The sequence below is a fragment of the Phenylobacterium zucineum HLK1 genome (genome assembly GCF_000017265.1).
Lineage (GTDB): Bacteria > Pseudomonadota > Alphaproteobacteria > Caulobacterales > Caulobacteraceae > Phenylobacterium > Phenylobacterium zucineum.
This window is the reverse complement of the sequence record NC_011144.1, coordinates 3,782,401-3,807,569: the sequence shown is the minus strand read 5'-3', so window position 1 is coordinate 3,807,569 and position 25,169 is coordinate 3,782,401. Positions and strand designations below refer to the sequence as shown.

General features: G+C 71.9%; 26 protein-coding genes. 13 read left to right on the top strand and 13 right to left on the bottom strand.

Annotated elements, in window-relative coordinates:
* The first annotated feature begins 13 nt into the window (after positions 1 to 13).
* Positions 14 to 1,384 carry a PepSY domain-containing protein gene (locus PHZ_RS18595; protein WP_148216914.1) on the top strand — a complete coding sequence of 457 codons (1,371 nt, stop codon included), beginning with the start codon at positions 14 to 16 and terminating at the stop codon, positions 1,382 to 1,384.
* Here the strand turns inward: PHZ_RS18595 and recQ are convergent.
* Positions 1,381 to 3,234 (bottom strand): DNA helicase RecQ, encoded by a 1,854-nt coding sequence (recQ, locus tag PHZ_RS18590; protein WP_012523908.1) that lies wholly within the window; start codon positions 3,232 to 3,234, stop codon positions 1,381 to 1,383. The two genes, PHZ_RS18595 and recQ, sit on opposite strands and share 4 nt — an antisense overlap.
* Before the next feature lie 69 nt (positions 3,235 to 3,303).
* A complete protein-coding gene (locus PHZ_RS18585; RefSeq protein ID WP_012523907.1) occupies positions 3,304 to 5,043 on the bottom strand; it encodes an N-acyl-D-amino-acid deacylase family protein in 1,740 nt (579 codons plus the stop codon).
* Positions 5,044 to 5,229: 186 nt separating this feature from the next.
* On the opposite strand from PHZ_RS18585, the gene PHZ_RS23795 reads away from it, so the two are divergent.
* A complete protein-coding gene (locus PHZ_RS23795) occupies positions 5,230 to 5,355 on the top strand; it encodes a hypothetical protein (protein WP_269079164.1) in 126 nt (41 codons plus the stop codon).
* Here PHZ_RS23795 and PHZ_RS18580 read toward each other — a convergent pair.
* Positions 5,352 to 5,798, bottom strand: a complete 447-nt coding sequence (locus tag PHZ_RS18580; protein WP_041373703.1) for a COG3650 family protein — start codon at positions 5,796 to 5,798, stop codon at positions 5,352 to 5,354. The two genes, PHZ_RS23795 and PHZ_RS18580, sit on opposite strands and share 4 nt — an antisense overlap.
* A 44-nt stretch (positions 5,799 to 5,842) precedes the next feature.
* Here PHZ_RS18580 and PHZ_RS18575 point away from each other — a divergent pair, with 44 nt between their 5' ends.
* From PHZ_RS18575 to PHZ_RS18565, 3 genes are all read left to right on the top strand, one after another.
* The gene (locus tag PHZ_RS18575) at positions 5,843 to 6,970 is read left to right on the top strand and encodes a DNA cytosine methyltransferase (RefSeq protein WP_012523905.1); all 1,128 of its coding nucleotides are present in this window, start codon (positions 5,843 to 5,845) and stop codon (positions 6,968 to 6,970) included.
* Positions 6,971 to 7,066: 96 nt separating this feature from the next.
* A complete protein-coding gene (gene cysK, locus PHZ_RS18570) occupies positions 7,067 to 8,056 on the top strand; it encodes a cysteine synthase A (RefSeq protein WP_012523904.1) in 990 nt (329 codons plus the stop codon).
* A complete protein-coding gene (locus PHZ_RS18565) occupies positions 8,053 to 8,466 on the top strand; it encodes a very short patch repair endonuclease (RefSeq protein WP_012523903.1) in 414 nt (137 codons plus the stop codon). Before cysK ends, PHZ_RS18565 begins: the two co-directional genes overlap by 4 nt.
* On the opposite strand, the gene PHZ_RS18560 is transcribed toward PHZ_RS18565, so the two are convergent.
* The 4 genes from PHZ_RS18560 to PHZ_RS18545 all read right to left on the bottom strand — a co-directional run bounded on the left by PHZ_RS18560 (position 8,463) and on the right by PHZ_RS18545 (position 13,217).
* Complete coding sequence (locus PHZ_RS18560) at positions 8,463 to 8,936, bottom strand: OsmC family protein (protein ID WP_041373702.1); 474 nt, start codon at positions 8,934 to 8,936, stop codon at positions 8,463 to 8,465. The genes PHZ_RS18565 and PHZ_RS18560 overlap by 4 nt on opposite strands.
* 17 nt (positions 8,937 to 8,953) lie before the next feature.
* A complete protein-coding gene (locus tag PHZ_RS18555) occupies positions 8,954 to 10,741 on the bottom strand; it encodes an acyl-CoA dehydrogenase C-terminal domain-containing protein (RefSeq protein ID WP_012523901.1) in 1,788 nt (595 codons plus the stop codon).
* Positions 10,742 to 10,917: 176 nt separating this feature from the next.
* Positions 10,918 to 11,382 carry a MerR family transcriptional regulator gene (locus tag PHZ_RS18550; protein WP_012523900.1) on the bottom strand — a complete coding sequence of 155 codons (465 nt, stop codon included), beginning with the start codon at positions 11,380 to 11,382 and terminating at the stop codon, positions 10,918 to 10,920.
* A gap of 161 nt (positions 11,383 to 11,543) precedes the next feature.
* Positions 11,544 to 13,217 (bottom strand): lysine--tRNA ligase, encoded by a 1,674-nt coding sequence (locus tag PHZ_RS18545; protein WP_012523899.1) that lies wholly within the window; start codon positions 13,215 to 13,217, stop codon positions 11,544 to 11,546.
* 93 nt (positions 13,218 to 13,310) lie between these two features.
* On the opposite strand from PHZ_RS18545, the gene phnD reads away from it, so the two are divergent.
* On the top strand, positions 13,311 to 14,309 hold the full coding sequence (gene phnD, locus PHZ_RS18540) for a phosphate/phosphite/phosphonate ABC transporter substrate-binding protein (protein WP_012523898.1): 999 nt from the start codon (positions 13,311 to 13,313) through the stop codon (positions 14,307 to 14,309).
* Positions 14,310 to 14,315: 6 nt separating this feature from the next.
* Here the strand turns inward: phnD and PHZ_RS18535 are convergent, their stop codons facing one another.
* Both PHZ_RS18535 and PHZ_RS18530 read right to left on the bottom strand, forming a co-directional pair.
* Entirely contained in the window at positions 14,316 to 14,735 is a 420-nt protein-coding gene (locus PHZ_RS18535; RefSeq protein ID WP_012523897.1) for a PaaI family thioesterase, read from the bottom strand.
* Between the two features lie 4 nt (positions 14,736 to 14,739).
* A complete protein-coding gene (locus PHZ_RS18530) occupies positions 14,740 to 15,168 on the bottom strand; it encodes a PaaI family thioesterase (RefSeq protein WP_012523896.1) in 429 nt (142 codons plus the stop codon).
* Positions 15,169 to 15,241: 73 nt separating this feature from the next.
* Here PHZ_RS18530 and PHZ_RS18525 point away from each other — a divergent pair, with 73 nt between their 5' ends.
* The 3 genes from PHZ_RS18525 (at position 15,242) to PHZ_RS18515 (ending at position 18,202) form a co-directional block, all read left to right on the top strand.
* Entirely contained in the window at positions 15,242 to 16,249 is a 1,008-nt protein-coding gene (locus PHZ_RS18525) for a ligase-associated DNA damage response exonuclease (RefSeq protein WP_012523895.1), read from the top strand.
* Between the two features lie 77 nt (positions 16,250 to 16,326).
* Positions 16,327 to 16,542, top strand: a complete 216-nt coding sequence (locus PHZ_RS18520) for a hypothetical protein (RefSeq protein ID WP_041373701.1) — start codon at positions 16,327 to 16,329, stop codon at positions 16,540 to 16,542.
* Positions 16,543 to 16,579: 37 nt separating this feature from the next.
* The gene (locus PHZ_RS18515) at positions 16,580 to 18,202 is read left to right on the top strand and encodes a cisplatin damage response ATP-dependent DNA ligase (RefSeq protein WP_012523894.1); all 1,623 of its coding nucleotides are present in this window, start codon (positions 16,580 to 16,582) and stop codon (positions 18,200 to 18,202) included.
* On the opposite strand, the gene PHZ_RS18510 is transcribed toward PHZ_RS18515, so the two are convergent.
* Positions 18,199 to 18,738 (bottom strand): D-glycero-alpha-D-manno-heptose-1,7-bisphosphate 7-phosphatase, encoded by a 540-nt coding sequence (locus tag PHZ_RS18510; protein WP_049758341.1) that lies wholly within the window; start codon positions 18,736 to 18,738, stop codon positions 18,199 to 18,201. The genes PHZ_RS18515 and PHZ_RS18510 overlap by 4 nt on opposite strands.
* A gap of 132 nt (positions 18,739 to 18,870) precedes the next feature.
* On the opposite strand from PHZ_RS18510, the gene PHZ_RS18505 reads away from it, so the two are divergent.
* The 3 genes from PHZ_RS18505 to argE are packed head-to-tail and all read left to right on the top strand — an operon-like array spanning position 18,871 to position 21,769.
* On the top strand, positions 18,871 to 20,079 hold the full coding sequence (locus tag PHZ_RS18505) for a threonine ammonia-lyase (protein ID WP_041373700.1): 1,209 nt from the start codon (positions 18,871 to 18,873) through the stop codon (positions 20,077 to 20,079).
* 1 nt (position 20,080) lies between these two features.
* Positions 20,081 to 20,572, top strand: a complete 492-nt coding sequence (locus PHZ_RS18500) for an FKBP-type peptidyl-prolyl cis-trans isomerase (protein ID WP_049758340.1) — start codon at positions 20,081 to 20,083, stop codon at positions 20,570 to 20,572.
* Positions 20,573 to 20,605: 33 nt separating this feature from the next.
* Positions 20,606 to 21,769, top strand: coding sequence for an acetylornithine deacetylase (gene argE / locus PHZ_RS18495; protein WP_012523890.1), 1,164 nt, complete (start codon positions 20,606 to 20,608; stop codon positions 21,767 to 21,769).
* On the opposite strand, the gene PHZ_RS18490 is transcribed toward argE, so the two are convergent.
* Complete coding sequence (locus PHZ_RS18490) at positions 21,744 to 22,772, bottom strand: glycosyltransferase family 2 protein (protein WP_012523889.1); 1,029 nt, start codon at positions 22,770 to 22,772, stop codon at positions 21,744 to 21,746. The two genes, argE and PHZ_RS18490, sit on opposite strands and share 26 nt — an antisense overlap.
* A gap of 30 nt (positions 22,773 to 22,802) precedes the next feature.
* Here PHZ_RS18490 and rfbC point away from each other — a divergent pair, with 30 nt between their 5' ends.
* Positions 22,803 to 23,357, top strand: coding sequence for a dTDP-4-dehydrorhamnose 3,5-epimerase (rfbC, locus tag PHZ_RS18485; protein ID WP_012523888.1), 555 nt, complete (start codon positions 22,803 to 22,805; stop codon positions 23,355 to 23,357).
* On the opposite strand, the gene queG is transcribed toward rfbC, so the two are convergent.
* Positions 23,354 to 24,481 (bottom strand): tRNA epoxyqueuosine(34) reductase QueG, encoded by a 1,128-nt coding sequence (queG, locus tag PHZ_RS18480; protein WP_012523887.1) that lies wholly within the window; start codon positions 24,479 to 24,481, stop codon positions 23,354 to 23,356. The genes rfbC and queG overlap by 4 nt on opposite strands.
* The gene (gene fzlA / locus PHZ_RS18475; RefSeq protein WP_012523886.1) at positions 24,462 to 25,151 is read right to left on the bottom strand and encodes an FtsZ-binding protein FzlA; all 690 of its coding nucleotides are present in this window, start codon (positions 25,149 to 25,151) and stop codon (positions 24,462 to 24,464) included. The genes queG and fzlA overlap by 20 nt, the downstream gene beginning before the upstream one ends.
* Positions 25,152 to 25,169 lie beyond the last annotated feature (18 nt).

The following is a 25,169-nucleotide window of genomic DNA, read 5'->3' as shown; positions in this document are numbered from 1 at the left end:
CCGATGGCTGGTGGTGGCCCACCGCTATCTCGGCGTGGCCGTCGGCCTGCTCATGCTGCTGTGGTTCGCGAGCGGCGTGGTCATGCTGTTCGTCCGCTGGCCCGAGGTGACGCCCGCCGAGCGGACGGCGGGTCTCGCGCCCATCCCCTGGGCGCGGTGCTGCGACCTTTCCGCGCTGGATCCCGCCCAGGTGGTGGACGGCGGGTCGGTGGAGGCGCTCGCCGGCCGCCCGGTCCTGCGGACCGGGGGCGAGACCTACGACCTGTCGACCGGCCAGGTCCTGGCGCCGCTGTCCCGCGCGGCGGCGATGCAGGCGGCCCAGCTCCACGCCGGCCGCGCCCCGATCTCGGCCCGGCTGGTCCAGCGCGACCAGTGGACGGTCACCGGCTATTTCAACGCCCGCCGCCCGTTCTGGCGGGTGGAGATGGGCGACCCCGTCCGCACGGTGATCCACGTCTCGGCCCGCACCGGCGAGATCAGCCAGGCCACAACCCGCAACGACCGCGTGCTGGCCTGGCTCGGGCCCATCCCGCACTGGCTCTACCCGCAGGTGCTGCGCCAGGATGTACGGCTGTGGACCCAAGTGGTGATCTGGGGCTCGCTCGCCGGCCTATTCCTGACAGTCACCGGAATCTATCTCGGCGTGATCGCCTGGAGGCCATGGCGGGACGCGCGGCTGACGCCGTTCCGCGGGCTCATGAAGTGGCACCACCTGACGGGCCTGGCGGCGGGGCTGCTGACCCTGACCTGGACGCTGTCGGGCCTGCTCTCGATGCAGCCTTGGGGCCTGCTGGACAGCCAGCCGGATCCGGCGGTCGCCAGTTACCGCCAGAGCCAGACGACGGCGGGCGAGCTGTCGCAGGCGCTGCAGGCGCTGAAGGCGCGGGACCTGAAAGCGCGCCAGGTCCGAATCGTCCCCTTCGAAGGCCGCCTGGCGCTTCTGGCGGACGGCGCGCGCCTGGACGCCGCCGGTCGCCCCGCGCCGCTCGCCCCGTCCGATCTCGCCCGCGCCGCGCAGGCCTTGGGCCCGATCGCGCGCCAGGGCCTGATCGCCACGGAGGACGCCTACTGGTACGGCCACCACGAGCCGGTCCAGCTTCCGGTCTGGCGGGTGATCCGCACCGACGGGACCCGCCACTACCTCGACCCGGCGTCCGGCGAGGTCCTGCGCACCGTGGACGCCGCCGGCCGCGGTTTCCGCTGGTGGCACCTGGCCCTGCACCGGCTGGACGTCGTGCCGGGCTTCGACCGCGGCGCGGGATGGGCGGCGGCCATGACGGTCCTGCTGCTCCTGGCGGGGGCCAGCGTGGCGATCGGCGTCTGGCTCGCCTTCCGGCGGATCCGCCACGACCTGGGGCGGCTGATCCCGCGCCGGCGCGCCTAGCTTTCGAAGGCGCCCACCACCTCGAGCACCGCCTCGCCGTAGTGGGCGAGCTTGGCCTCGCCGACGCCGCCGATCAGGGCCAGGGCCGCGCGGCTGCCCGGCCGCGCCTGGGCGATGGCGGCCAGGGTGGCGTCGTGGAAGATGACGTAGGGCGGCACGTGCTGGGCCTTGGCCTCGCCGGCCCGCCAGGCCTTCAGCGCCTGGAACAGCGGCGCGTCGTGCGGCGACAGCGGCGGCGCCTTCGCCTTGCGGCGCGGCCGACCTGAGCGGGTCGACGCATCGTAGCCCTCGGCCGGCCGGCGCATCGCCACACGCCGCTCGCCCCGGAACACCGCCCGCACGGCCTCGGCGTCGCCGATGCCCACCAGCGGACGCCCGTCGTTGGGGTCCTCGCGCAGCAGCCCCTCGAACAGCAGCTGCTCGGTCAGGTCGCGCCATTGGGCCAGCGACAGCTCCTGCCCGATCCCGTAGGTCGATAGCGAGGCCTCGTGGTCGGTGACGTCCTTGGTCTTGCCCAGCAGGTGGTCCACGAGCCGGCCGCGCCCGAAGCGCCCGCCGAGCCGGTGGGCGGCCGACAGGGCCTTCTGGGCCGCCTCGGTCATGTCGACGGTTTCCGGGGGCGAGACGCACAGGTCGCACTGGCCGCAGGGCGTGACGCCCTCCTCGCCGAAGTAGCGGCGAACGCTGGCCGCCCGGCAGGCCACACCGTCCAGCATGGCGTAGAGCTGGCGCACCTTGCGGACCTGCACCTGCTTGACCGCCTCGTCGACCTCGCGCTCGCCGATCCGGCGCAGCGCCCAGGCCAAGTCGGCCGAGCCGTAGAGGGTGATGCCCTCGGCGGGCTCGCCGTCGCGCCCGGCCCGGCCCACCTCCTGCCAGTAGGCCTCGATCGAGGCGGGCGGGTCGGCATGGATCACGAACCGCACGTCGGGCTTGTCCACGCCCATGCCGAAGGCGATGGTCGCCACCATCACGGCCGCGTCCGCCTCGAGGAATTCCTCCAGCCGCTGCTCGCGCAGCCGCCGGTCCAGCCCCGCGTGGTAGGCCAGCGCGGGCGCGCCCGCGTCGCGCAGGGCCTGGGCCAGCTTCTCCGTCCCATCGCGCGAGCCGGCGTAGACCACGCCCGAGCGCTCGGGCCGGGCGGTGACCAGCTCGACGACGCGCTTCTCCTTGGATCCCTTCTTGCGCTCGGCCGACAGGATCAGCTCGGGGCGGGCGAAGCTGGCGACGAACTCGCGCGCGCCCTCCAGGCGCAGCTCGCCGCGGATGTCCTCGCGCGTCCGGGCGTCGGCGGTGGCGGTCACCGCCAGGCGCGGGACCTCCGGGAACAGCTCGGCCAGGCGTCCCAGCATCCGGTACTCGGGACGGAAGTCGTGGCCCCACTGGCTGACGCAGTGGGCCTCGTCGATGGCCACGAGCGCCAGCGGCGTCTTCTTCAGCCGGTCCAGCATGGCCGGCTGCATCAGCCCCTCGGGCGAGACGTAGAGCAGGTCCAGCTCGCCGCGCTCGATCCGCCGCCAGGTCTCGGTGCGCTCGTGCAGGTCGATGTTGGAATCGAGCCGGGCGGCGGCCACGCCCGACTGCTGCAGGGCGGCCACCTGGTCGGTCATCAGGGCGATCAGCGGCGAGACCACCAGGCCCAGGCCCGGCCGCACCAGGGCGGGGATCTGGTAGCACAGGCTCTTGCCCCCGCCGGTGGGCAGCACCGCCAGGGCGCTGCGCCCGGCCAGCACCTCGGCGATCACCTGCGCCTGCAGGCCGCGGAAATCCTGGTGTCCGAAGGTGCGGCGCAGGATCTCGCGCGCGCGGTCGAGAGGCGGAAGCTGGGCTTCGGCGACGGCTGGCGGCATGGCGCCCTTATGGCCCAATTCGCGGCGAGGTCGATGCGACCTTTCCCTCCCTCCGCGGGAGGGCGGGGTTCACTCCGCCGCCATCCGCACGGGCGCGGCCTGCGCGCCGCGCAGCAGGCGGCCCGGCAGGGCGCCGGTGGGCTCGCCGTCGCGGTAGGTGACCTCGCCCGCCACGATGGTCGCCACATAGCCGTCCGCCCGCTGGATCAGCCGCCGCCCGCCGGCCGGCAGGTCGTAGGCCACCTGGGGCGCGTGCAGCTTCAGCCGGCCGTAGTCGATGACGTTGAGGTCGGCGCGGAAGCCCGGCGCGACCACACCACGGTCGAAGAGGCCCACCGTCTCGGCCGTGTCGCGGCACTGGGCCTTGATCATCCGCTCCAGGGGCAGCTTCGGCCCCCGCGTGCGGTCGCGCGTCCAATGGGTGATGTTGAACGTCGGGAAGCTGCCGTCGCAGATCATCCCCACGTGCGCCCCGCCGTCCGACAGCCCCGGCACGCAGTCGGGGTGGGTCAGCATCTCGTGGGCCGGATCGAGGTTGCCGAAGGCGTAGTTCAGGAACGGCAGGTACAGCATGCCGCGCCCGCCGTTCGTCAGCATGTGGTCCAGAGCCACCTCGGCCGGGTCGGCGCCGCGCGCGGCGGCCAGGGCGGCGATGGTCGTCTCCCGGGTCGGCTCGTAGTCCGGCGTCTCGCCCAGCGGCCACATGTTGTCCCAGGCTCTCGGCTGGGTTCCGGCGAAGCAGCGCTGGGCCTCGCTCTCCTCGTGCAGCAGCCGGGCGCGGAAGGCTGGGTCGCGCAGGCGCTCGACCCGGGCCGCCAGCGGCAGGTGCGCGATCTCCTGGTAGGCCGGATGCTGGCTGAAGGGGTTCATGGTCAGCTCGAAGCCGAACAGCACCCCCACCGCCCGGCCGGCCACCTGCGCCCGCATCGGCAGGCCCGCGGCGTTGGCTTCGGAGAGGCCGGCCAGCAGCACCTTGTAGCTCTCGGGCGCGCGCGGGCTCTGCACCAGGCTGAACGACAGGGGCCGGCCCGAGCGCTCGACGATCCGGCGCAGCATCGCCCATTCCGCCTCGGGGTCGGCGAAGTCCGAGACCACCTGCAGCACGCCCTTGCCGGCGGCGGAAAGGCCGAGGGCGATGCCGGTAAGCTCGTCCTCGCCCGCGGTGAGTGTGGGCGTCGGCTGGCCGTCCGAGGTGCGGTGGTTCAGCGTGCGCGAGGTGGAGAAGCCCAGCGCCCCGGCCTCGGCCGCGCGCCTGGCCAGCGCCGCCATGGCGTGGATGTCGGCCTCGGTCGCCGGCTCGCGGTTCGCGCCGCGCTCGCCCATGACGAAGACCCGCAGGGCCGCGTGCGGCAGCTGACTGCCGACGTCGACGTCGAAGCGGCGCCTCGCCAGGGCGTCGAGATAGTCGGGATAGCTCTCCCAGTTCCAGGGCAGGCCCTGGGACAGGACGGGGAAGGGGATATCCTCGACGCCTTCCATCAGCCGCACCAGCCGGTCGTGGTCCTCGGGCCGGCAGGGGGCGAAGCCCACGCCGCAGTTGCCCATCACCACGCTCGTCACGCCGTGCCAGGACGAGGGCTGCATGCGCTCGTCCCAGGTCGCCTGACCGTCGTAGTGGGTGTGGATGTCGACGAAGCCGGGGGTGACCAGCATCCCGCGCGCGTCGATCTCCTCGGCGCCCGCGCCCGCCAGCCTGCCGACCGCGGCGATCCGGCCGTCCTTCACGCCGACGTCCGCCTCGAAGGGGGCGCCCCCCGATCCGTCCACCAGGGTCCCGCCGCGGACGACGAGGTCGAAGGCCTTTTCCATGGCGCGCTCCCGGACTGTTCCACGCTTCTGCGAGCGTGTGCCGCCCCATCTAGCCGCCCCGACGCTGGGTCAGGTCAAGCGCCGGATCGCCGCCCCGGCCGCGGCCGGGATCCCACATTCGTGCGCCTGCGCCGTAGGAACCGCAGCATTCTGAGGGGGTTGCATGACCTTGACGAGAGAGGACCCATGCAGATCAAAGCCCTCATGGCCCTGGCTGCGCTCGCGATCGCGATCGGTTTCACCCTGCCCGGACGGGACGGGGGCGAGGCCCAGGCGCAGCAGGGCCAGATTCCGATGCTGGAACTGGACTAGCCGCCTTCGCGCGGCAGGTCGTCGGTGGGCGCGGCGCACCCGCGCAGCGCTTCGCCGGCCAGCTCCACCTCGGCCGTCATCGGATACGTCAGGTCGCTCATCCCGTCGGAACAGGTGGAGACGAATAGGGTCACCCGCATCGTCGTCCCGTCCTGCGCCGTCATCTCGTAGACCGCCCGCCCGGGCGAGATCTGCGCGCCCGGCGCCTCGAACGCCTTCTCGGGGTGGTCGGGCCGCAGCAGCACCGCCTTCGTGCCGTCGATCCGCACCGCCCAGAACGGCTCGGTCCCGCGCGCGGTCATCGGCCGGCTGAAGTCGCTGACGGTCGGGACCGGCTCCAGCGCCGGCGGGGCGTCGGCCGGGGGCGGGGCGGCCGCGCCGTCGGGGTCCTGCGGTTGGCAGGCGGCGAGGAGGAGCAGCAGCGGAAGCAGCGCGTGTCGCATGGAGCCTTCCCGGGTTTTCCACAAATCAGGCTAGCCTCACTTCCGTGGGCGCGACACCCTTCAGCTTCTACGAATTCTTCGCCGGCGGCGGCATGGCGCGCCTGGGCCTGGGCGCGCGCTGGGCTTGCGCCTTCGCCAACGACTTCGACCCGGTGAAGGCCGCGACCTACCGGGCCAACTTCCCCGACGCGGAAAGCCACTTCCGCGAGGGCGACGTCTGGAAGCTGGGGCCCGTCGACCTGCCCGGCCGGGCGGATCTCGCCTGGGCCTCCAGCCCCTGCCAGGATTTCAGCCTCGCCGGCGCCCGGGCGGGCCTGGAGGGCGGCCGCTCGTCGGCCTTCTTCGGCTTCTGGAAGCTGATCCGGGAGCTGGGCGGCGAGGGCCGGGCGCCGAGCCTGGTCGTCATCGAGAACGTCGTGGGCCTGCTGACCTCGCGCGGCGGCGCCGACTTCGCGGCGCTGGGCCGGGCGCTCGCGGCCGAGGGCTATGTGTTCGGGGCGCTCGAGATCGACGCGGCGCACCTGCTTCCGCAGTCGCGGCCGCGGGTGTTCGTCGTGGCCTCGAAGGTTCCCCCGCCCGCCCGCCTCGTCGGCGACGGCCCGTTCCACACCCGCGCGGTGCGCACCGCCCAGGCCGCGCTTCCGCCGGAGCTGGCGGCGAGCTGGGTCTGGTGGCGGCTCCCGGCGCCGCCCGCCCGCAACACCGACCTCGCCGCCCTGCTGGAGCCGGACGCGGCGGTCGCCTGGCACGCGCCGCATCAGACCGAGCGCCTGCTGTCGCTGATGGCGCCGGCGCACCGGGCGAAGCTGTCGGCCCAGCGCGGCCGGGCCGTGGGCGCCGTGTTCCGGCGCACGCGGATCGAGGAGGGGCGCAGGGTGCAGCGGGCCGAGGTGCGCTTCGACGGTCTCGCAGGCTGCCTGCGCACGCCCCGGGGCGGGTCCTCGCGCCAGGCGATCGTGGTGGTGGAGGACGGCGCCGTCCGCAGCCGCCTGCTCGCCGCCCGCGAGGCGGCGCGGCTGATGGGCCTGCCCGAGAGCTATCGCCTGCCGCCCGCGGCCACCGCCGCCCTGCACGTGGCCGGGGACGGCGTGGCCGTGCCGGTGGTCCGCTGGCTGGCGCAGGAGCTGCTGGAGCCGCTGCTGGCGCCCGCCGCCGCCATGGCCGCCGAGTAAATCTAAACGCCGCCTCAGGCGCGGCGCCTTCCAAAACGCCGGAGAAGTTCTAGGGTCGCGGGCAAGCTCCCGAATTCCACCCTGGAGGTCCTTCCGATGGACGCCACCCCCGACAAGGTCTACGACGCCGCCCGCTTCCGCCGGTCCGGCCGCGGCAAGATCTACGACTCCATCCTCGACACCATGGGCGACACCCCGCTGGTGCGCCTGCCGCACCTGACGGCCGCGCTGAAACCCAAGGGCGAGGTCGTCGCCAAGCTCGAGTTCTTCAACCCCGTCGCGTCGGTGAAGGACCGCATCGGCGTGGCCATGGTCGAGTACCTGGAGGCCAAGGGCGTCCTGAAGCCGGGCGGCGTGATCATCGAGCCCACGTCCGGCAACACCGGCATCGCGCTGGCCTTCGTGGCCGCCGCCAAGGGCTACAAGCTCACCCTCGTCATGCCAGAGAGCATGTCGATCGAGCGGCGCAAGATGCTGGTGATCCTGGGCGCCAAGCTCGAGCTGACTCCGGCCGAGAAGGGCATGGCCGGCGCGGTCGCCCGGGCCAAGGAGCTGGTGGAGGCCACGCCCGGCGCGGTGATGCCGCAGCAGTTCGACAACGTCGCCAACCCGCTGATCCACCGGGTCTCGACCGCCGAGGAGATCTGGAACGACACCGAGGGCCGCGTGGACGTGGTGATCTCGGGCGTCGGCACCGGCGGCACGATCACCGGCGTCGGCCAGGTGCTGAAGGCCCGCAAGCCCTCGGTGAAGATGGTGGCCGTCGAGCCCGACGCCTCGCCGGTGCTGTCGGGCGGCAATCCTGGCCCGCACAAGATCCAGGGCATCGGCGCGGGCTTCGTGCCCTCGATCCTGGACCGGGGCGTGATCGACGAGGTGGTGCAGGTCTCGAACGACGACAGCTTCGCCATGGCGCGCCGCGTGGCGAGCGAGGAGGGAATCCCGGTCGGCATCTCGTCCGGCGCCGCGCTGACCGCCGCCTTCGAGGTGGCGAAGCGCGACGACATGGCCGGCAAGCTGGTGGTGGCGATCATCCCGAGCTTCGCCGAGCGCTACATCTCGACGGCGCTGTTCGAGGGGCTGTGACGTCCCGCTCCGACGTATTCGACGCGGAGAAGCGCTCCGCCGTGATGCGGCGGGTGAAGGGCAAGGACACCACGCCCGAGATGACGGTGCGCCGGGCGCTGACCGGGCTCGGCGCCCGCTACCGGCTGCACCGCAAGGACCTGCCCGGCAGTCCGGACATCGTCATGCCGGGCCGGCGCCTGGCGCTGTTCGTCCACGGCTGCTTCTGGCACGGGCACGACTGCCCCCGGGGCGCGCGCGTCCCCAAGCAGAACCGCGACTACTGGACCGCCAAGGTCGCCCGCAACGTCGCCCGGGACGCGCGCGACCGCGAGGCGCTGGCCGCCGCCGGCTGGCGCGTGGAGACGCTCTGGGAGTGCGAGCTGAAGGACGCGCCGGCGCTGGAGGCGCGGCTGAGGGCGCTGCTCTAGGCGTCCGCCGGCTGGACCTCCTCGACCACGATCTCGGTCTTCACCGAGTTGGCGATGAAGCACTCCTCGTGGGCCAGGTGGTGCAGGTGGTCGGCCTCCTCCGGCGTGGGACGCCGGCCGGCGTAGGTGATCAGCGGGCGCAGCACGACGCGGGTGATGGCCAGGCGCCCTTCGGCGTTCTTCTCCATCACCCCCTCGGCGGCGTCGACGTAGCGGGTCACGGCGAACCCTTCGAGCCTGGCCATGTGGAGGAACGTCAGCATGTGGCAGGAGGAGAGCGAGGCGACCAGCATCTCCTCCGGGTCCACCGCCCCCTCGACCGCCCACTTTTTCCCGACCACGTGCCGCGAGGCGGTGGCCGGGACGGCGTGTTGCTCGAAGGCCACCGTGTGGCCGCGGCTGTAGCGCCCGTTGGGGAAGTCGGCGCCCTCCTCCAGCGTCCAGTCGATCCTCGCGCGGTAGACGGCCATCCCTGCTCCCCCTGATGTCAGAACGCTTCCGCCGGAAGCTTCATCATCAGATCGGCGCCCGTCTTCAGCTTGGCAAGATGGCCGCCGGTTTCCGGCAGGATCCGCTCGACGTAATAGCGGCCGACCGTGAGCTTGCGCTCGTAGAGCGGGTCCTTGTCGCCCTCGGCGATCTTCGCCTGGGCGGCCTTGGCCATCATCGCCCACATGTAGGCCAGCGCGGTCAGGCCGAAGAGCTGCAGGTAGTCGGTGGACGCCGCGCCGGCGTTGTCGGGATTGGCCAGGCCGTTCTGCATCAGCCACATGGTGGCCTCCTGCAGCTCGCCCTTGGCGCGGGCCAGGCCCTCCACGAACGGCTTCAGGCCCGGATCGCCTTCGTTCTCGGCGACGAAGGCGTCCAGCTCGGCGAAGAAGCTCATCACCGCCCGGCCGCCGTCGGCGGCGAGCTTGCGGCCCACCAGGTCCAGGGCCTGCACGCCGTTGGTGCCCTCGTAGATCAGGGCGATGCGCACGTCGCGCAGGTACTGGCTGGCCGGGAAGTGCTCGGTGAAGCCAGAGCCGCCATGCACCTGCATGGCGTCGGAGCAGACCTTGAAGCCGCGGTCGGTGAGGAACGCCTTCACCACCGGCGTCATCAGGGCCATGTAGTCGCGGCCCTTCTGGCGCACCGCTTCGTCCTCGCTGGCGTGGGCCAGGTCGCCGTGGAGGGCAGTCCAGGCCATGAAGGCGCGGCCGCCCTCGATGAGGGCGCGGCTGTCCAGCAGCATCCGCCGCACGTCGGGGTGGACGATGATCGGATCGGCCGGGCCGTCGGGGTTCTTGGGGCCCGTGAGCGAGCGGCCCTGCAGGCGCTCCTTGGCGAACTCGGCGGCGGCCTGGTAGGCGGCCTCGGCCTGGGCGATCCCCTGCAGGCCGACGCCCAGCCGCGCCTCGTTCATCATCACGAACATCAGCTTCAGGCCCTGGTTCTCCTCGCCGACGAGCCAGCCTGTGGCCTCCTCGTGGCTGATCACGCAGGTGGCGTTGCCGTGGATGCCCATCTTCTCTTCCAGGCCCAGGCACTTGACCGAGTTGCGCTCGCCCGGCTCGCCGTTCGCGTCAGGGATGAACTTCGGCACGATGAACAGGCTGATGCCCCGCACGCCGGCCGGCGCCCCCTCGATCCGCGCCAGCACCAGGTGGACGATGTTCGGCGTCAGGTCCTGCTCGCCGCCCGAAATCCAGATCTTCTGGCCCGTGATCTTGTAGGTCCCGTCCGCTTGCGGGACGGCCTTGGTGCGCAGCAGGCCAAGGTCGGTGCCGCAGTGCGGCTCGGTCAGGTTCATGGTCCCGGCCCAATGGCCCGAGGCGAGCTTCGGCAGGTACAGCGCCTTCTGCTCGGGCGAGCCGCCGACGTGGATCGCCGAATAGGCGCCGTGGGTCAGGCCCGGGTACATCGAGAAGGCCATGTTCGCCGAGGAGCTCATCTCGGAGAACGCCACGTTGACCACGTGCGGCAGGCCCTGGCCGCCGAAGGCGGGGTCGGCGCCCAGCGCCGGCCACCCGGCCTCGACCAGCTGGGCGTAGGCCTCCTTGAAGCCGGTGGGGGTCCGGACGGTGAAGTCCGGGCTCCACGTGCAGCCTTCCTTGTCGCCCACCGGGTTCAGCGGTGCGAGCACCTCGGAGGTGAACTTGCCGGCCTCCTCCAGGATGGCCTCGACGGTGTCCATCGAGGCGTCGGCGAAGGCGGGCAGGTTGGCGTGGCGGTCGAGCTGCAGCACGTCGCGCAGCAGGAAGACGTAGTCCCGCACGGGGGCCTGGTAGGTCATGGGGGCTCCGAATGTGAAGCGTCGGGCAGGTGAGCGGGGCGCGGCGTGCGCCGGGCCTCTGGGCTGGCCCTATGTCGCTCAGGCGGGGGGCCGCGGGCAATGCCGAAGTGGCGGCCGGAACGGGGGAGCCGGAAGGAGACGAGGCGGGACGCCGTCCCGCCTCGCAGGCGTGTCTCTTACGCCGCGCCGTCCAGCTGGCGGCGCATGGTCTGGTCATAGTCGGCCGCGCGCGGCAGCAGGTCGGGCCGGGTCGCGGCCAGGCGCTTCTCGGCGTCGGCGATGCCCTTCTGGAGCTGGGCGATGGCCGCGTCGATGTCCTTCTTCTGCTGCTCGAGGGCGACGATGCGCTCGTTGAACTTGCGCAGGCTCTTGGCCGCCTGCTGGGCGCCGGACTCGTCGGCTTCGTAGAGGTCGAGGATCTCGCCGATCTCGGCCAGCGAGAGGCCCACGCGCTTGCCGCGCAGGATCAGCTGCAGGCGGGCGCGGTCGCGGTAGGAATAGACGCGGTTCATCCCGTCGCGCGCGGGGGTCAGGAGGCCCTTGTCCTCATAGAAACGCAGGGCGCGGGGGGTGCATTTGAACTCGAGGCACAGCTGCCGGATCGTATAGGTCCGGGCGGGTCGGCGCAGGTCCGTCGGCATGGGGTTTCCTCCGGTCTGTTGTTTTGCGCTGACAGCGTAAGCGTACCTTTCCGTTTACGTCAAGGGTACGTAAACGTTGATCACCCAACGAGCCTGACCCAGGGTGAGGCGGCCCGCGGGCCGCTCTCGGAGACGTGATCGGGGCGAGCCCGCGGACGCGACTAGGCGGCGAGTTCGCCGCGCAGCGCGCGCTCGATCAGGTCCACCGTCCGGTCGATGCCGAAGATGGCCACGAAGCTGCCGAAGCGCGGACCCTGGCTCTGGCCAAGCAGCACCTCGTAGAGGGCGGCGAACCAGAGGCGGAGCGGCTCGAAGCCGGCCGCCTTGCCCACTTCGAACACCTCGTTCTGGATGGCCTCGGCGTCGGTCCCTTCAGGCAGGGCCTTCAGGCGCGCCACCAGGTCCTCCATGGCCGTCCGCTCCCGCTCGTCGGGGGCGCGGAAGCGCTTCGAGGGCTTCACGAAGTCCTCGTAGTAGTTGAGCGCGTAGCCCGCGAGCTGGTCCAGCAGCGGCTCGCTCTGCGGGTTCGCCCCCGGCTGGTAGCGCTCGAGGAAGCCCCAGAGGATCTCCTTGGTCGAGGCGTCGGCCGCCGAGACGAGGTTCAGCAGCAGGCTGAAGCTGACCGGCGAGCCGGTCGGCGGCGGGTTTCCCCGCGCCACGTGCCAGGCGGGGCTGTCGAGGTTGACCTTGCCGGCGGCCCGGTCGCGGTTGAAGGCGTCCAGGTGCGACAGGTACTCGTCCGTCGCCTTGGGGATCACGTCGAAGTAGAGCCGCTTCGCCGACTTCGGCGACTGGTACATGTAGTAGGCCAGGCTCTCGGGCGTGCCGTAGCGCAGCCACTCCTCCATGGTCAGGCCGTTGCCCTTGGACTTGGAGATCTTCTGGTTGTTCTCGTCCATGAAGAGCTCGAAGTGGAACGCCTCGGGCGGCGTGCCGCCCAGCGCCTGGCAGACCCGGTTCGAGACGCGGACGCTGTCCACCAGGTCCTTGCCCGAGGCCTCGAAATCGACCTCCAGCGCGGTCCAGCGGGCGGCCCAGTCGGGGCGCCACTGCAGCTTCACATGGCCGCCCGTGACGGGGACCTCGGTCCGCGTTCCGTCCTCGTCGGCGAAGACGATGGTCCCCGCCTCGAGGTTCCGCTCCAGGGTCGGGACCTGCAGCACCTTTCCGGTCCTGGGGCTGATCGGCAGGAACGGGGAGTAGGTGGCTCTGCGCTCCTCCCCCAGGGTCGGCAGCATGATCGCCTGGATCTTCTCGAACCGCTCCAGGACCCGCAGCAGCACCTCGTCGAACCGTCCGCTCGTGTAGCAGTCGGTCGAGGACATGAACTCGTAGTCGAAGCCGAAGCCGTCGAGGAAGGCGCGCAGGCGGGCGTTGTTGTGGTGGGCGAAGCTCTCGTGCTCGCCGAAGGGGTCGCGGACCTTCGAGACCGGCTTGTCGCGGTCCTCTTCCAGCATCGCCCGGTTCGGCACGTTGTCCGGGATCTTCCTCAGGCCGTCCATGTCGTCGGAGAAGACGATCAGCTTGGTGGGGATGGCGTCCTCGGTCAGCGCCCGGAAGGCGTTGCGCACGATGGTCGGCCGGGCCGCTTCGCCGAAGGTGCCCATGTGCGGCAGGCCGCTGGCGCCGAAGCCGCACTGGAAGACCACGGGCCGGGCCAGCGCCGGCAGGGTCGCCACGGCCTCGAGGAATTTGCCCTGGGCGAACAGCGTCGAGGCCAGGTCACGTTCGGCGTCGGTGAGGCGCAGGCGCAGGATCCGGTCGAGCAGGATGCGGGCCTGTTCGAACGGCCAGCTCTTGGCGTCGCGCGCCTGATGGGAGAGACCTTGCAGCATGGCGGGCGGCCTAGCCCCCCAGCGCCGCGGGCTCAAGGGGTTTCGCCGAACCGACACATTGCCGGGCTAATCGCCCGCCGGGGGAGACCTTGCATGTTCCGACGCCTTGCCGTGCTCGCCGCCGCGCTGATCCTGGCCGCCTGCTCCCAGCAGCCGGCCGGCGAGGGCGGGGCGCCGAAGACCGAACTCGCCTTCTCGATCCTGTCCGCCGAGAGCCAGCAGAGCGCCCAGCGCGACTGGGAGCCGTTCCTGGCCGACATGTCCAAGGCGCTCGGGATGCCGGTGAAGGCCTACTACGGCAACAACTACACCGGCCTGATCGAGGCGATGCGCTTCAAGCAGACCGACGTGGGCTGGTTCACCAACCAGTCGGGTCTGGAGGCGGTGCGCCGGGCGAACGGCGAGGTCTTCGCGCGGTCGGTGAATCCGACCGGCCCCGACGGCTACGAGGCGGTTGTCATCGTCCGCAGGGGTTCGGGGCTGACCCTGGAGAAGCTGCTGGCCTGCGACCGCAGCCTCAACTTCGGCATGGGCGACACCAAGTCGACCTCGGGCACGCTCGCCCCGATGACCTATCTGTTCGCCCCGCGCGGGATCGATCCGGCGACCTGCTTCAAGACCGTGCGCTCGGCGAACCACGAGGCGAACCTCTTCGCCGTGGGCTCGGGCACCCTGGACGCGGCCACCAACAACACGGCCTCGATGGAGCGGATGGAGATGCTGGACACCCCGCTCGCCCGGCGGACGCTGGGCGCGGTCGAGATCGTCTGGCGCTCGCCGCGCATTCCCGAGGACCCGCTGATCATCCGCAAGGACCTCGATCCCGCCCTGCGCCGGAAGATCGAGGCGTTCATGTTCAGCTACGGCGTGGGCTCGACGCCCGAGGCGGCCCGGCAGCGGGCGATCCTGGCCCGCATCCAGACCCTGCCGTTCAAGCGGGCCGACGCCTCCCACCTGCTGCCGGTGCGCGAGATGGAGGCGACGGGCGAGCTGCTGCAGGCGAAGGCCAGGGGCGACCAGGCCGGCGTGGCCAAGGCCGAGGCGGCGCTCGCCGAGATCCGGCGGGAGCGGGCGGCGGTCGAGCCCGGCTAGGGCGGCTCAGGCGTCGCGCAGCAGGAAGTGTCCGCGCAGAGCCGCGACCGGCTTCTCCGGGGTCTCCTGCCAGGCCTCGACGTGGACGTTGGCGATCCGGCGGCCGACCTTGCGCAAGGCGGCGCGGCCGTACAGCGGCTGGGCCCGGCCGGGGCGCAGGTACTCGATGGTCACGTCGATGGTCTTGGGCCGCTTGCGCGAGGGCTCGGCCACGGCGAGCTGGGCGAGGGCCGTCATCTCCATGAAGGCGCCGATCACGCCCCCGTGCAGGGCCGGCAGGAAGGGGTTGCCGATCAGGTGCTCGGCGAACGGCAGCAGGGTCTTCACCTCACTGCCGTCCAGCTCGGCCTGCATGCCGAGGAACTGCACGTAGGGGGACCGGAGCAGGAAGTCCTGCAGCAGCTGGCCGGACGAGGTCTCGCTCATCGGCTCACGCGCCTCCCTGCAGGATGAACGCGGCCTGGGCGGTGGCCACGAGGTCCGCGCGGTCGACGTCCCAGGCCTCGGCGCGGACGAAGGCGATCGAGCGGGTGATCTTGTAGCAGTGCGCCTCGGCGGTGAGGCCGGCGCCGGGGGCGGCGGGGCGCATGTAGTCGATCCGCAGGTCCAGCGTGGCCGTCGGGAAGGCGTCGGACTTGGCGGCGTGAACCGCGAGGCCGCAGACGTGGTCCAGCAGGGCGGTCACCACGCCGCTGGCGATCACGCCGGTGTCGGGGTCGCCAACCAGCTCATCGCGGAACGGGGCGCGCATCACGCCCCGGGCCTCGCCCTGTGACACCACCTCAAGCCCCAGGGCCTTGGCGTGCGGCACCACGCGGGACATGTGTTCGGCGATGTCGCCGGGGATGTTGAAGCTCATGCGCCTCGCCTAGGTCCTTGCCTGAGGGTCCGTCAATGCGGAGCCTGTCGGCTGCTCCTACATTGTAAAGGCGATGATCCGGCCCCAGGACCTGCTCTGTCCCAAGCCCGAGGGCCTCTACTGCGCCCCCGGCGACTTCTACATCGACCCCGTGCGGCCGGTGGCCCGGGCCGTCATCACCCACGGCCACTCCGACCATGCCCGGGCCGGCCACGGCGCCGTGCTCGCCACCGCCGAGACCCTCGACATCATGGCCGAGCGCTATGGGCAGGGATTCGCCGAGGCGCGGCAGGCCGCGGCGTATGGCGAGGTCGTGGCGCGGGACGAGGTGGAGGTGACGCTGGTCCCGGCGGGCCATGTGCTGGGTTCCGCCCAGGCGGTGGTGCGCTGGAAGGGCCTGACGATGGTGGTCTCGGGCGACTACAAGCGCCGGCGCGACCCGACCTGCCCGCCGTTCGAGCCGGTCCCCTGCGACGTCTTCATCTCGGAGGCGACCTTCGGCCTGCCGGTCTTCCGCCATCCCGACGACCGGGAGGAGATCGCCCGACTGCTGCGCTCGGTCGCCCAGTTCCCCGAGCGCAGCCACATCATCGGCGCCTACGCCCTCGGCAAGGCCCAGCGGATCATCCGGCTGCTGCGCGAGGCGGGCTGGGAGAAGACCATCTACGTCCACGGCGCCCTGGAGCGGCTGAACGCCCTCTACGAGACGCACGGCATAGACCTGGGCCCGCTGGCGCCCGCCACCATGGCGCGCAAGGCCGACTTCGCCGGCGCGATCATCGTCGCGCCGCCGTCGGCTTTGCAGGACCGCTGGAGCCGGCGGTTTCCCGAGCCGGTGGCCGCCTTCGCCTCGGGCTGGATGCAGATCCGCGCGCGGGCCCGCCAGCGCGGGGTCGAGCTGCCGCTGGTGATCTCGGACCATGCCGACTGGGACGAGCTGACCGCCACGGTGGACGAGCTGCGCCCGGGCGAACTCTGGATCACCCACGGCCGCGAGGAGGCCCTGGCCCGCTGGGCCACGCTGCACGGCGTCCCCGCCCGCGCCCTGGCCCTGATCGGCTACGAGGACGACGACGACTGACCCTCCCCCAGCGGGAAAGGGCGGGAACGGGAACGAGCGGTCGGTCTCGCCGTTGGCTCCGGCGGAAGGAGCCCACCATGTCCGAATCCCAAGACCCCGGAAGCGCCGGCGGCGAGGGCGGCCCGCTCGGGCGCCCGCACGGCGAAGGCGTGCCGCCCAAGACCGGCGGCGGCGAGGTCCGCCACATCGGCCCGGAGGACAGCCGCGATCCCGGCATGGCCGGCGAAGGCGACATCGGGTCCGACGCGCCCGGCGGCATGATCGGCGAGGGCGACGACGGCCGGGACGTCTGATTTGGCGGCGGCCCCCGGCGAGCCTAGCTATTGAACCATGCGGGCGTTCGCCGAGCTGCTGGACCGTCTGTCGCTGACGCCTTCGCGCAATGCGAAGCTGACGCTCGTGCGCGACTACCTGCGCGAGACGCCGGATCCGCACCGGGGCTGGGCCCTGGCCGCCCTGACCGGCGACCTGACGTTCGATGCGGCCAAGCCCACCTTCATCCGCAAGGCCATCGAGGCGCGGATGGACCCCCAGCTCTTCTGGTGGTCCTACGACTATGTCGGCGACTTGGCCGAGGCGGTGTCGCTGTGCTGGCCGAGACGCCCCGGGGCCAACCGTGAGCCCGATCTCGCCGAGGTCGTTGAGGGGCTGCGCGACGCCTCCCGGGCCGAGGTCCAGGGCCTGATCGAGGGCTGGCTCGACGCCCTGCCCGACCCGCGCGAGCGCTGGGCGCTGCTGAAGCTGATGACGCGCGAGCTGCGGGTGGGCCTGACCGCCCGCCTGGCCAAGCGCGCCGCCGCCGAGATGGGCGGGGTCGATCCCGCAGAGATCGAGGAGCTGTGGCACGCGCTGCACCCGCCCTACGAGGACCTGTTCGCCTGGCTGGAGGGGCGCAGCGAGAAGCCCTCGTCCGAGAACCCCGGCCGCTTCCGGCCCGTGATGCTGGCCCAGGCGATCGACGAGGCCGTGGACTTCGCCCGGCTCGACCCCGCCGACTACGCCGCCGAGTGGAAGTGGGACGGCATCCGGGTGCAGGCGGTGCACGAGGGCGGCGTGCGGCGTCTCTACACGCGCACCGGCGACGACATCTCGCGCACCTTCCCCGACATCCTGGGCGCCCTGGAGCGGGAAGGGGTGCTGGACGGCGAACTGCTGGTGGTCCGCGACGGACGGGTGGCCAGCTTCGCCGACCTGCAGCAGCGGCTGAACCGCAAGGCCGTGGATGCGAAGCTGCTGGCGGCCTATCCCGCCGGCATCCGCGCCTACGACCTGCTGCAGGAGGGCGAGGAGGATCTGCGGCCGCTGCCGTTCGCCGAGCGCCGCCAGCGGCTGGAGGCCTTCGTGGCCCGCGAGGCGAGTCCGCGGATCGATCTGTCGCCCATGCAGCCGTTCGACACCTGGGCCGACCTGACGCAGCTGCGGGCCAGCCCGCCCGCCGGCGATGCGCAGATCGCCGAGGGTGTGATGCTGAAGCGGTGGGACTCGATCTACGAGGCCGGCCGGCCGAAGGGGCCCTGGTTCAAGTGGAAGCGCGACCCGTTCCTGGTGGACGCGGTGCTGATGTACGCCCAGCGGGGCCATGGCAAACGCTCGAGCTTCTACTCCGACTACACCTTCGGGGTCTGGTGCGACGATCCCCTGGGCAAGCGGGTGCTCACGCCGGTCGGCAAGGCCTATTTCGGCTTCACGGACGAGGAGCTGAAGCAGATCGACAAGTTCGTCCGCGACCACACCGTCGAGCGGTTCGGGCCCGTCCGCGCCGTGCGCGCCGAGCCGCACGCCGGCCTCGTCTTCGAGGTGGCGTTCGAAGGTCTGCAGCGCTCGTCCCGGCACAAGTCGGGCGTGGCCATGCGCTTCCCGCGGATCAGCCGCATCCGCTGGGACAAGCCGCCCGGCGAGGCCGACGAGCTCGCCACGCTGGAGCGGCTGCTGGAGCGGATGGAGGCGCGCTAGGCCTCGGGCAGCAGGTCCTGCTTGGCCAGGAAGTCGCGGAGGTTCCCGCCCTCGAACAGCAGCCCGCGGACGCCGGCGCGCAGGGCCGCCTCCAGATCGGAGGGCTTGTCGCCGATCAGGATCGAGCGTTCGCGGTCGATCGGCCACTCGGCCAGCGCCTGCAGGATCATGCCGGGATTGGGCTTGCGGTTCGGCGGGTCGGGATGGCGGTAGCGCTCGACCGGCGCCTCGGGATGCTCGGGGCAGAAGTAGATGGCGTCCACCCGCGCCCCGGCGCCTTCAAGCTCCTCGTTCATCCGCGCGTGGAGGGCGTGCATGTCCTCCTCGGTGTAGTAGCCGCGGCCGATGCCGGACTGGTTCGTCACCACGACGACGATCCAGCCCGCCCGGTTGAACGCGGCGATCGTCTCCCGGGCGCCGGGAATCCAGTCGAAGTCGTCCCAGCGGTGGACGTACCCCCTGTCCTCGTTGAGCACCCCGTCGCGGTCGAGGAACAGCGCCGGTCTCTGGATCGGGTCGGGTGACGAAGCAGGCACGGCCGGGGTTATAGCCGAACGGCCGCCGGCGGCGACGCCAAATCGCCTCACCCTTTCCGTAGGGACGCTGCATTGCAGCAGAGCCTTGGCGCCGCTAGGTTGCGCGACCTTCCAGGGACCCCCGCCGCCTCCATGAGCCTGACCTTCGACGACATCATGGCCGCCAAGGAGCGGCTGCAGGGTCACATCGAACGCACCCCCTGCCGCTATTCGCGCACGCTGTCCGAGATCACCGGGGCCGAGGTCTGGGTGAAGTTCGAGAACCTGCAGTTCACGGCCGCCTACAAGGAGCGCGGGGCGCTCAACAAGCTGCTGCAGCTGGGCGAGAACGTGAAGAAGCGCGGCGTGATCGCCGCCTCGGCCGGCAACCACAGCCAGGGCCTAGCCTACCACGCCGCGCGGCTGGGCATCCCGGTCACCATCGTCATGCCCAAGGGCACGCCGTTCGTGAAGGTGCAGCAGACCCGCGCCCACGGCGCCGAGGTGGTGATCGACGGCGACGGCTACGACGAGGCCTCGGCCTTCGCCCGCAAGCTGTGCGAGGAGCGGGAACTGACCTTCGTCCACCCGTTCGACGACCTGGACGTCATGGCCGGCCAGGGCACGGTGGCGCTGGAGATGCTGGAGGACGCCCCCGACCTGGAGATCCTGCCGATCCCGATCGGCGGCGGCGGGCTGATCGCCGGCATGGCGACGGCGGCCAAGCACCTGAAGAAGGACATCCGCGTCGTCGGCCTGGAGCCGGCGATGTTCCCCTCGTTCACCGCCAAGATGCGCGGCGTGCGCACGGCGGCCAACGCCGGCGCCTCCACCATCGCCGAGGGCATCGCCGTGCGCGAGGTGGGGGAGTCGAGCTACGCCATCGCCCGGCCGCTGATCGACGAGGTGCTGCTGGTCGAGGAGCCGTTCTTCGAGCGCGGCATCGCCCTCTACTGCAACGTCGAGAAGACCGTCGCCGAAGGCGCGGGCGCCGCCTCGCTGGCGGGCCTGCTGGCCTATCCCGAGCGTTTCCGCGGCAAGAAGTGCGGCCTGGTCATCACCGGCGGCAACATCGACACGCGCCTGCTGGCCTCGGTGCTGACGCGGGAACTGGTGCGCGAGAGCCGCATCGTGAGCCTGCGGATCATCGGCGACGACCGGCCGGGCCTCCTGGCCAATGTGTCGGCGATCATCGGGACCATGGGCGCCAACATCATCGAGGTGGCCCACAACCGCCTCGCCCTCGACGTGCCGGCCAAGGGCGCGGAGTTCGACGTGATGATCGAGACCCGCGACGCCCAGCACACCCAGGAAGTCATGGATGCGCTGCGCGACCGCGGCTATCCCCCGAGAGTGGTCTGATATGCGACAAGCCCTGATCGTGTTCGCGGCGGCCCTGGCGCTCGCCGCCTGCCAGCCCAAGGCCAAGGGACCGGACATGTCCGCCGAGTCCGCCGCCTTCATGAAGAAGGTCGCGGCCGAGGAGGGCGTGAAGCTCCTGCCCTCGGGCGTCGCCTACAAGGTGGTCCGCTCGGGTCCCGAGACCGGCATGAAGCCGACCCTCAAGGACGAGGTGAAGGTCCACTACGAGGGCAAGCTCGTGAACGGGCGGGTGTTCGATTCCTCGTACGAGCGCGGGGCGCCGGCGGCCATGCCGCTGAGCGGCCTGATCCCGGCCTGGCAGGAGGCGCTGGTCCAGATGCGCCCGGGCGACGAGTGGATCCTCTACGTCCCGCCCGAGCAGGGCTACGGGGCCGAAGGCGCCGGCGGCGAGATTCCGCCCAACGCCGCCCTGATCTTCCGCATCGAGCTGATCGACGTGCTGCCCGGCCCCGGCCGGGTGATGCAGGGGTAGCTCTGTCCCCCGGCCAGGGTCTATGCCTTGGCCATGTCGGCCGATCTCTATCCCGCCGCCCGCGAGCTGCTCGGCAAGCTCGTCAGCTTCGACACGACCTCGCGGGGCTCGAACCTCGCGCTGATTGAATGGGTCGAGGGCTACCTCGACGGCCTGGGCGTCCCGCACCGCCGCGTGCCGAACGCGGACGGCTCCAAGGCGAACCTCCTGGCCACCCTCGGGCCTGCCGAACCGGGCGGCGTCGTGCTTTCCGGCCACACCGACGTGGTGCCGGTGGACGGCCAGCCGTGGAGCACCGATCCCTGGACGGTGGTGGAGCGGGACGGGAAGCTCTACGGGCGGGGGACCTGCGACATGAAGGGGTTCGTCGCCCTGGCCCTGGCGGCCGCGCCCGAACTCGCCACGGGCCGCCGGCCGGTGCACCTGGCCCTCTCGTTCGACGAGGAGATCGGCTGCCTCGGCGCGCCCCTGATGATCGACGTGATCCGCCGCGAGCTGCCGAAGCCGGCGCTGGTCATCGTGGGCGAGCCGTCCGACATGGTGGCGGTCAACGGCCACAAGGGGATCGCGACCTTCAAGGTGACGGTCACCGGCCGCGAGGCGCACTCCAGCCAGACCCAGCAGGGCGTCTCGGCCGTGATGGCGGCGGCCCGGCTGATGAATTCGCTGACCGACCTGTCCGAGAGGCTGGAGCGCGAGGCCGACCCGGCCTCGCCGTTCACGCCCAAGGGGGCGACCCTGACGATCGGCCTGGTCGAGGGCGGCACGGCGCACAACATCATCGCCCGGCGCTGCGAGTTCGTCTTCGACCTGCGCTGTCCGCCAGGGCTGACGCCCGAGGGCGCGCTGGCGGGCTTCCGGGCCGAGGTCGAGGCGATGGACCGGGCGCTGAAGGCCCGGGCGCCCGAGGCCGGGGTGGTGCTCGAGAAGCGCACCGACGTGCCGCCCTTCGCGCCGGAGCCCGACGGGGCGGCTGAGGCCTTCGCCCGGCGGCTGGCGGGCGACAATGGCCCGGCGCGGGTGGTCGCCTACGCCGCCGAGGCGGGGCAGTTCCAGGGGGCGGGGTTCTCCACGGTCATCTGCGGGCCGGGCTCCATCGCCCAGGCGCACCAGCCGGACGAATATGTCGAGGTCTCGCAGATGCAGCGCGGCGCGCTGTTCATGCGCCGGCTCATCGACTGGGCGACAGAGACCTGATCACCGCCCGGCGACCCGCGAGGTCGCGGGGATTCCAGGTCATCGCCCGGGCGATAGCGAAGGCCGACCGCCGCCGCGTCCGCTGCACCTCGCGCCGGCGCCGCAGCACCGCCGGCAGGCCCGCGAGCGCCGCGCGATAGGCCCTGAGCGTCACCCCGAGGTAGCGGCGGTTGGGGCCGCGCAGGGCGATGTAGGCGGCGGTCAGCAGGTGCCCCGGCAGCACCAGGGGCAGCAGCAGGGCCGGGGTGTCCTTCACCAGCACCCAGAAGCGGTTCCGGTAGCCGTGGAAGAGCGCGAACTCCGACTTCGAGCCGCCCGAGGAGGCCGAACCCACGTGCCGCACGACCGCCGAGGGCACGACGACGGTGGGCTCGCCGGCCAGCTGCAGCCGGTACCCCAGGTCCACGTCCTCGCAGTAGCAGAAGAAGCTCTCGTCGAAGCCGCCGAGCGCCAGGAACAGCTCGCGGTCGATCATCATCGCCGCGCCGCAGGGACTGAACACCTGCCCCTCGGGCGTGTCGCCCGGATCGCGGGCGAGATAGCCGCCGCGGTAGGGGATGCAGGGGATGCTCATCACGTCGCCCAGGCCGTCGAGCACGGCCGGGTCCTCGTCCATCACCTGGCGGGAGGTGAAGCTGCGGACCTGCGGCCAGCGGCCGGCGGCGTCCACCAGCTCGGCCAGCCAGTCGGGTTCGGGATAGGCGTCGGGATTGAGCAGCACCAGCCAGCGCCCGCGGCCGGCGGCGGCGGCCTGGTTGCAGGCGCCGGCGAAGCCCAGGTTCTCGGCGTTTTCGATCAGCCGGGTCCCCGGGACGATGGCGGCGGCCGCCTGCGCCTCCCCGTCGGGCGAGGCGTTGTCGACCAGCACCAGCTCGAAGTCCCGGAAGGTCTGGGCGGCCAGCCGCTCCAGGCAGCGGGCCAGCGTGGCGCCGCTGCGATAGGCGACCACCGCGACCGTGATGGCGGGCCTTTGCGGCTTGTCTTCCCTGTTCCGCTGGGCCATGCGGGACCCGTCCAACTCCCTGAAAGCCTTATGACCGCGATCAAGCCGCTAGCCCTGTCCGACGTCCTCCTTATCACGCCGAAGCGCCACGGCGACGCCCGCGGCTGGTTCTCCGAGACCTGGAGCCGGCGGGCCATGTCGGAGGCCGGGGTCGAGGCGGACTTCGTGCAGGACAACCAGGCCTTCAACGCCAGGAAGGGCACCCTGCGCGGGCTGCACTTCCAGGCCGCGCCCCATCCGCAGGGCAAGCTGGTGCGCGTGCTGCAGGGCGCGATCTACGACGTGGCGGTGGACATCCGCCCGGGCTCGGCCACCTACGGCCGGTGGGTCGGCGCCACCCTGACCGCCGAGGGGGGCGAGCAGCTGTGGGTGCCGCGCGGCTTCGCCCACGGCTACTGCACCCTCACCGACGATGCGATGCTGTTCTACAAGGTCGACGGCCTCTATGCGCCGCAGACCGAGGGCGGGGTCGCCTGGGACGACCCGGACCTGGCCATCGACTGGCCGCTGGAGAGCGAGCCGGTGCTCTCCGAGAAGGACAAGACCCTGCCGCGCCTGAAGGACCTCGGCGAGGTGGCGTTCTAGGCCGCCAGCCACTCCTCGCGGACGCCCGGATCGGCCTCGGCGGGCAGGCGGGCATTGCGAAGGCTCACGAAATCGGCGCTCGCCAGCAGGCGCGAGAGGGCCCAGACGGCCGCGCCGCGGACCAGCGGCGAGGGGTCTTCGAGCAGGGTCGCCGCGGGCTCCGCCAGGGCCGGATCGCCCGAGTTGCCGATGGCGTAGAGCACGTTGCGCACGAAGCGGTCGCGGCCGATCCGCTTGACCGGGCTCTTGGTGAAGAGGGCGCGGAAGGCCGCATCGTCCAGGCGGGCGAGGTCGGCGAGGGCGGGGGCGGTGAGCTCGGGCCGCGCCGCCAGCTTCTGCTCGCGCGCGGCCTGCGCGAACTTGTTCCAGGGACAGACCGCCAGGCAGTCGTCGCAGCCGTAGATGCGGTTGCCCAGCATCGGCCGGAGCTCGCGCGGGATCGGCCCCTTCAGCTCGATGGTCAGGTACGAGATGCAGCGCCGGGCGTCGAGCTGGAACGGCGCGGGGAAGGCGTTCGTCGGGCAGGCCTCCAGGCACGCCGTGCAGCTGCCGCAGTGCATGGGCTCGGCGGCGTCGGGGGCCAGGTCCAGGGTGGTCAGGATGGAGCCCAGGAACAGCCACGAGCCGTACTCTCGGCTGACCAGGTTGGTGTGGCGGCCTTGCCAGCCGGCGCCCGCCCGCTCGGCCAGCGGCTTTTCCATCAGGGGCGCGGTGTCCACGAACACCTTCAACTCGCCGCCGAACCTGTCCTGCATCCAGCGGCCGAGCGCCTTGAGGCGCTTCTTGACGAGGTCGTGGTAGTCCTCGTTCTGGGCGTAGACGCTGATCGCCCCGCGGTCCGGCCCGCCCAGGACCTCCAGCGGATCGTGGCGGGGGCCGTAGTTGATCCCCAGCACCACGGCCGAGCGCGCGCCGGCCCACATGGCGCGCGGGTGCGACCGTCGCTCCAGCGTCTCGGCCATCCAGGCCATCTCGCCGTGGCGGCCGGCCTCCACGTACTGCGCCAGGCGCGCGGCCGCCGGCCAGGCGTCGTCGAGGTCGGTGAAGCGGCAGAGGTCGAAGCCCAGCGCCAGGGCCTCGGCGCGGATCAGGTCTTCGGGGGGCTCAGAAGTCGAGATCGTCATAATGCGGCGCGGGCGTCAGGCCCGGCCAGCGGTCCGTCAGAAGCGGCCGGAAACACGGCCGGGATTTCAGCTTCATGTACCACGTCTTCACGCCCGGGAAGTCCTTCCAGGGCACGTCGCCGAAGTAGTCGATCACCGACAGATGGGCCGCCCCGGCGAAATCCGCCAGGGACAGGCGCTTGCCGGCCAGCCACTCGCGGGTCTCGAGCAGGCCTTCGATGTAGTGCAGGTGGCTGCGCAGCCCCTCGCGGCCCTGGCGCAGGTTGGCGAGCTCGGGCGCGCCCAACCCCAGGAGCCGCTTCTCCATCTTCTCGTGCAGGATGTAGCCGCCGGCCTCGTACTCGAACTTGCGGTCGAACCAGGAGAGCAGCCGGCGCGCCTCGGCCCGCTCGGCCGGGTCGCGGCTCAGGAGGGCGGGCTCCGGGGTCGTCTCTTCGATGTGGTCCAGGATCGCCCGGCTCTCGCACAGCACCAGCGGGCCGGCGCCGCCGGCGGTCTCCACCAGCACCGGGATCAGCCCCGAGGGGTTGAGCCGCGTCAGCTCCTTCGGCCGCTCCCAGTAGCGCACCTGGACCTCCGCGAACGGCAGCCGCTTCTCGCCCAGGGCGAGCCGCACCTGGCGCGAGGCCGGGTCGAGCGGGAAATGGTGCAGGGTGCGTTCGACGCTCATGGCGGGGGCGGCGTCTCT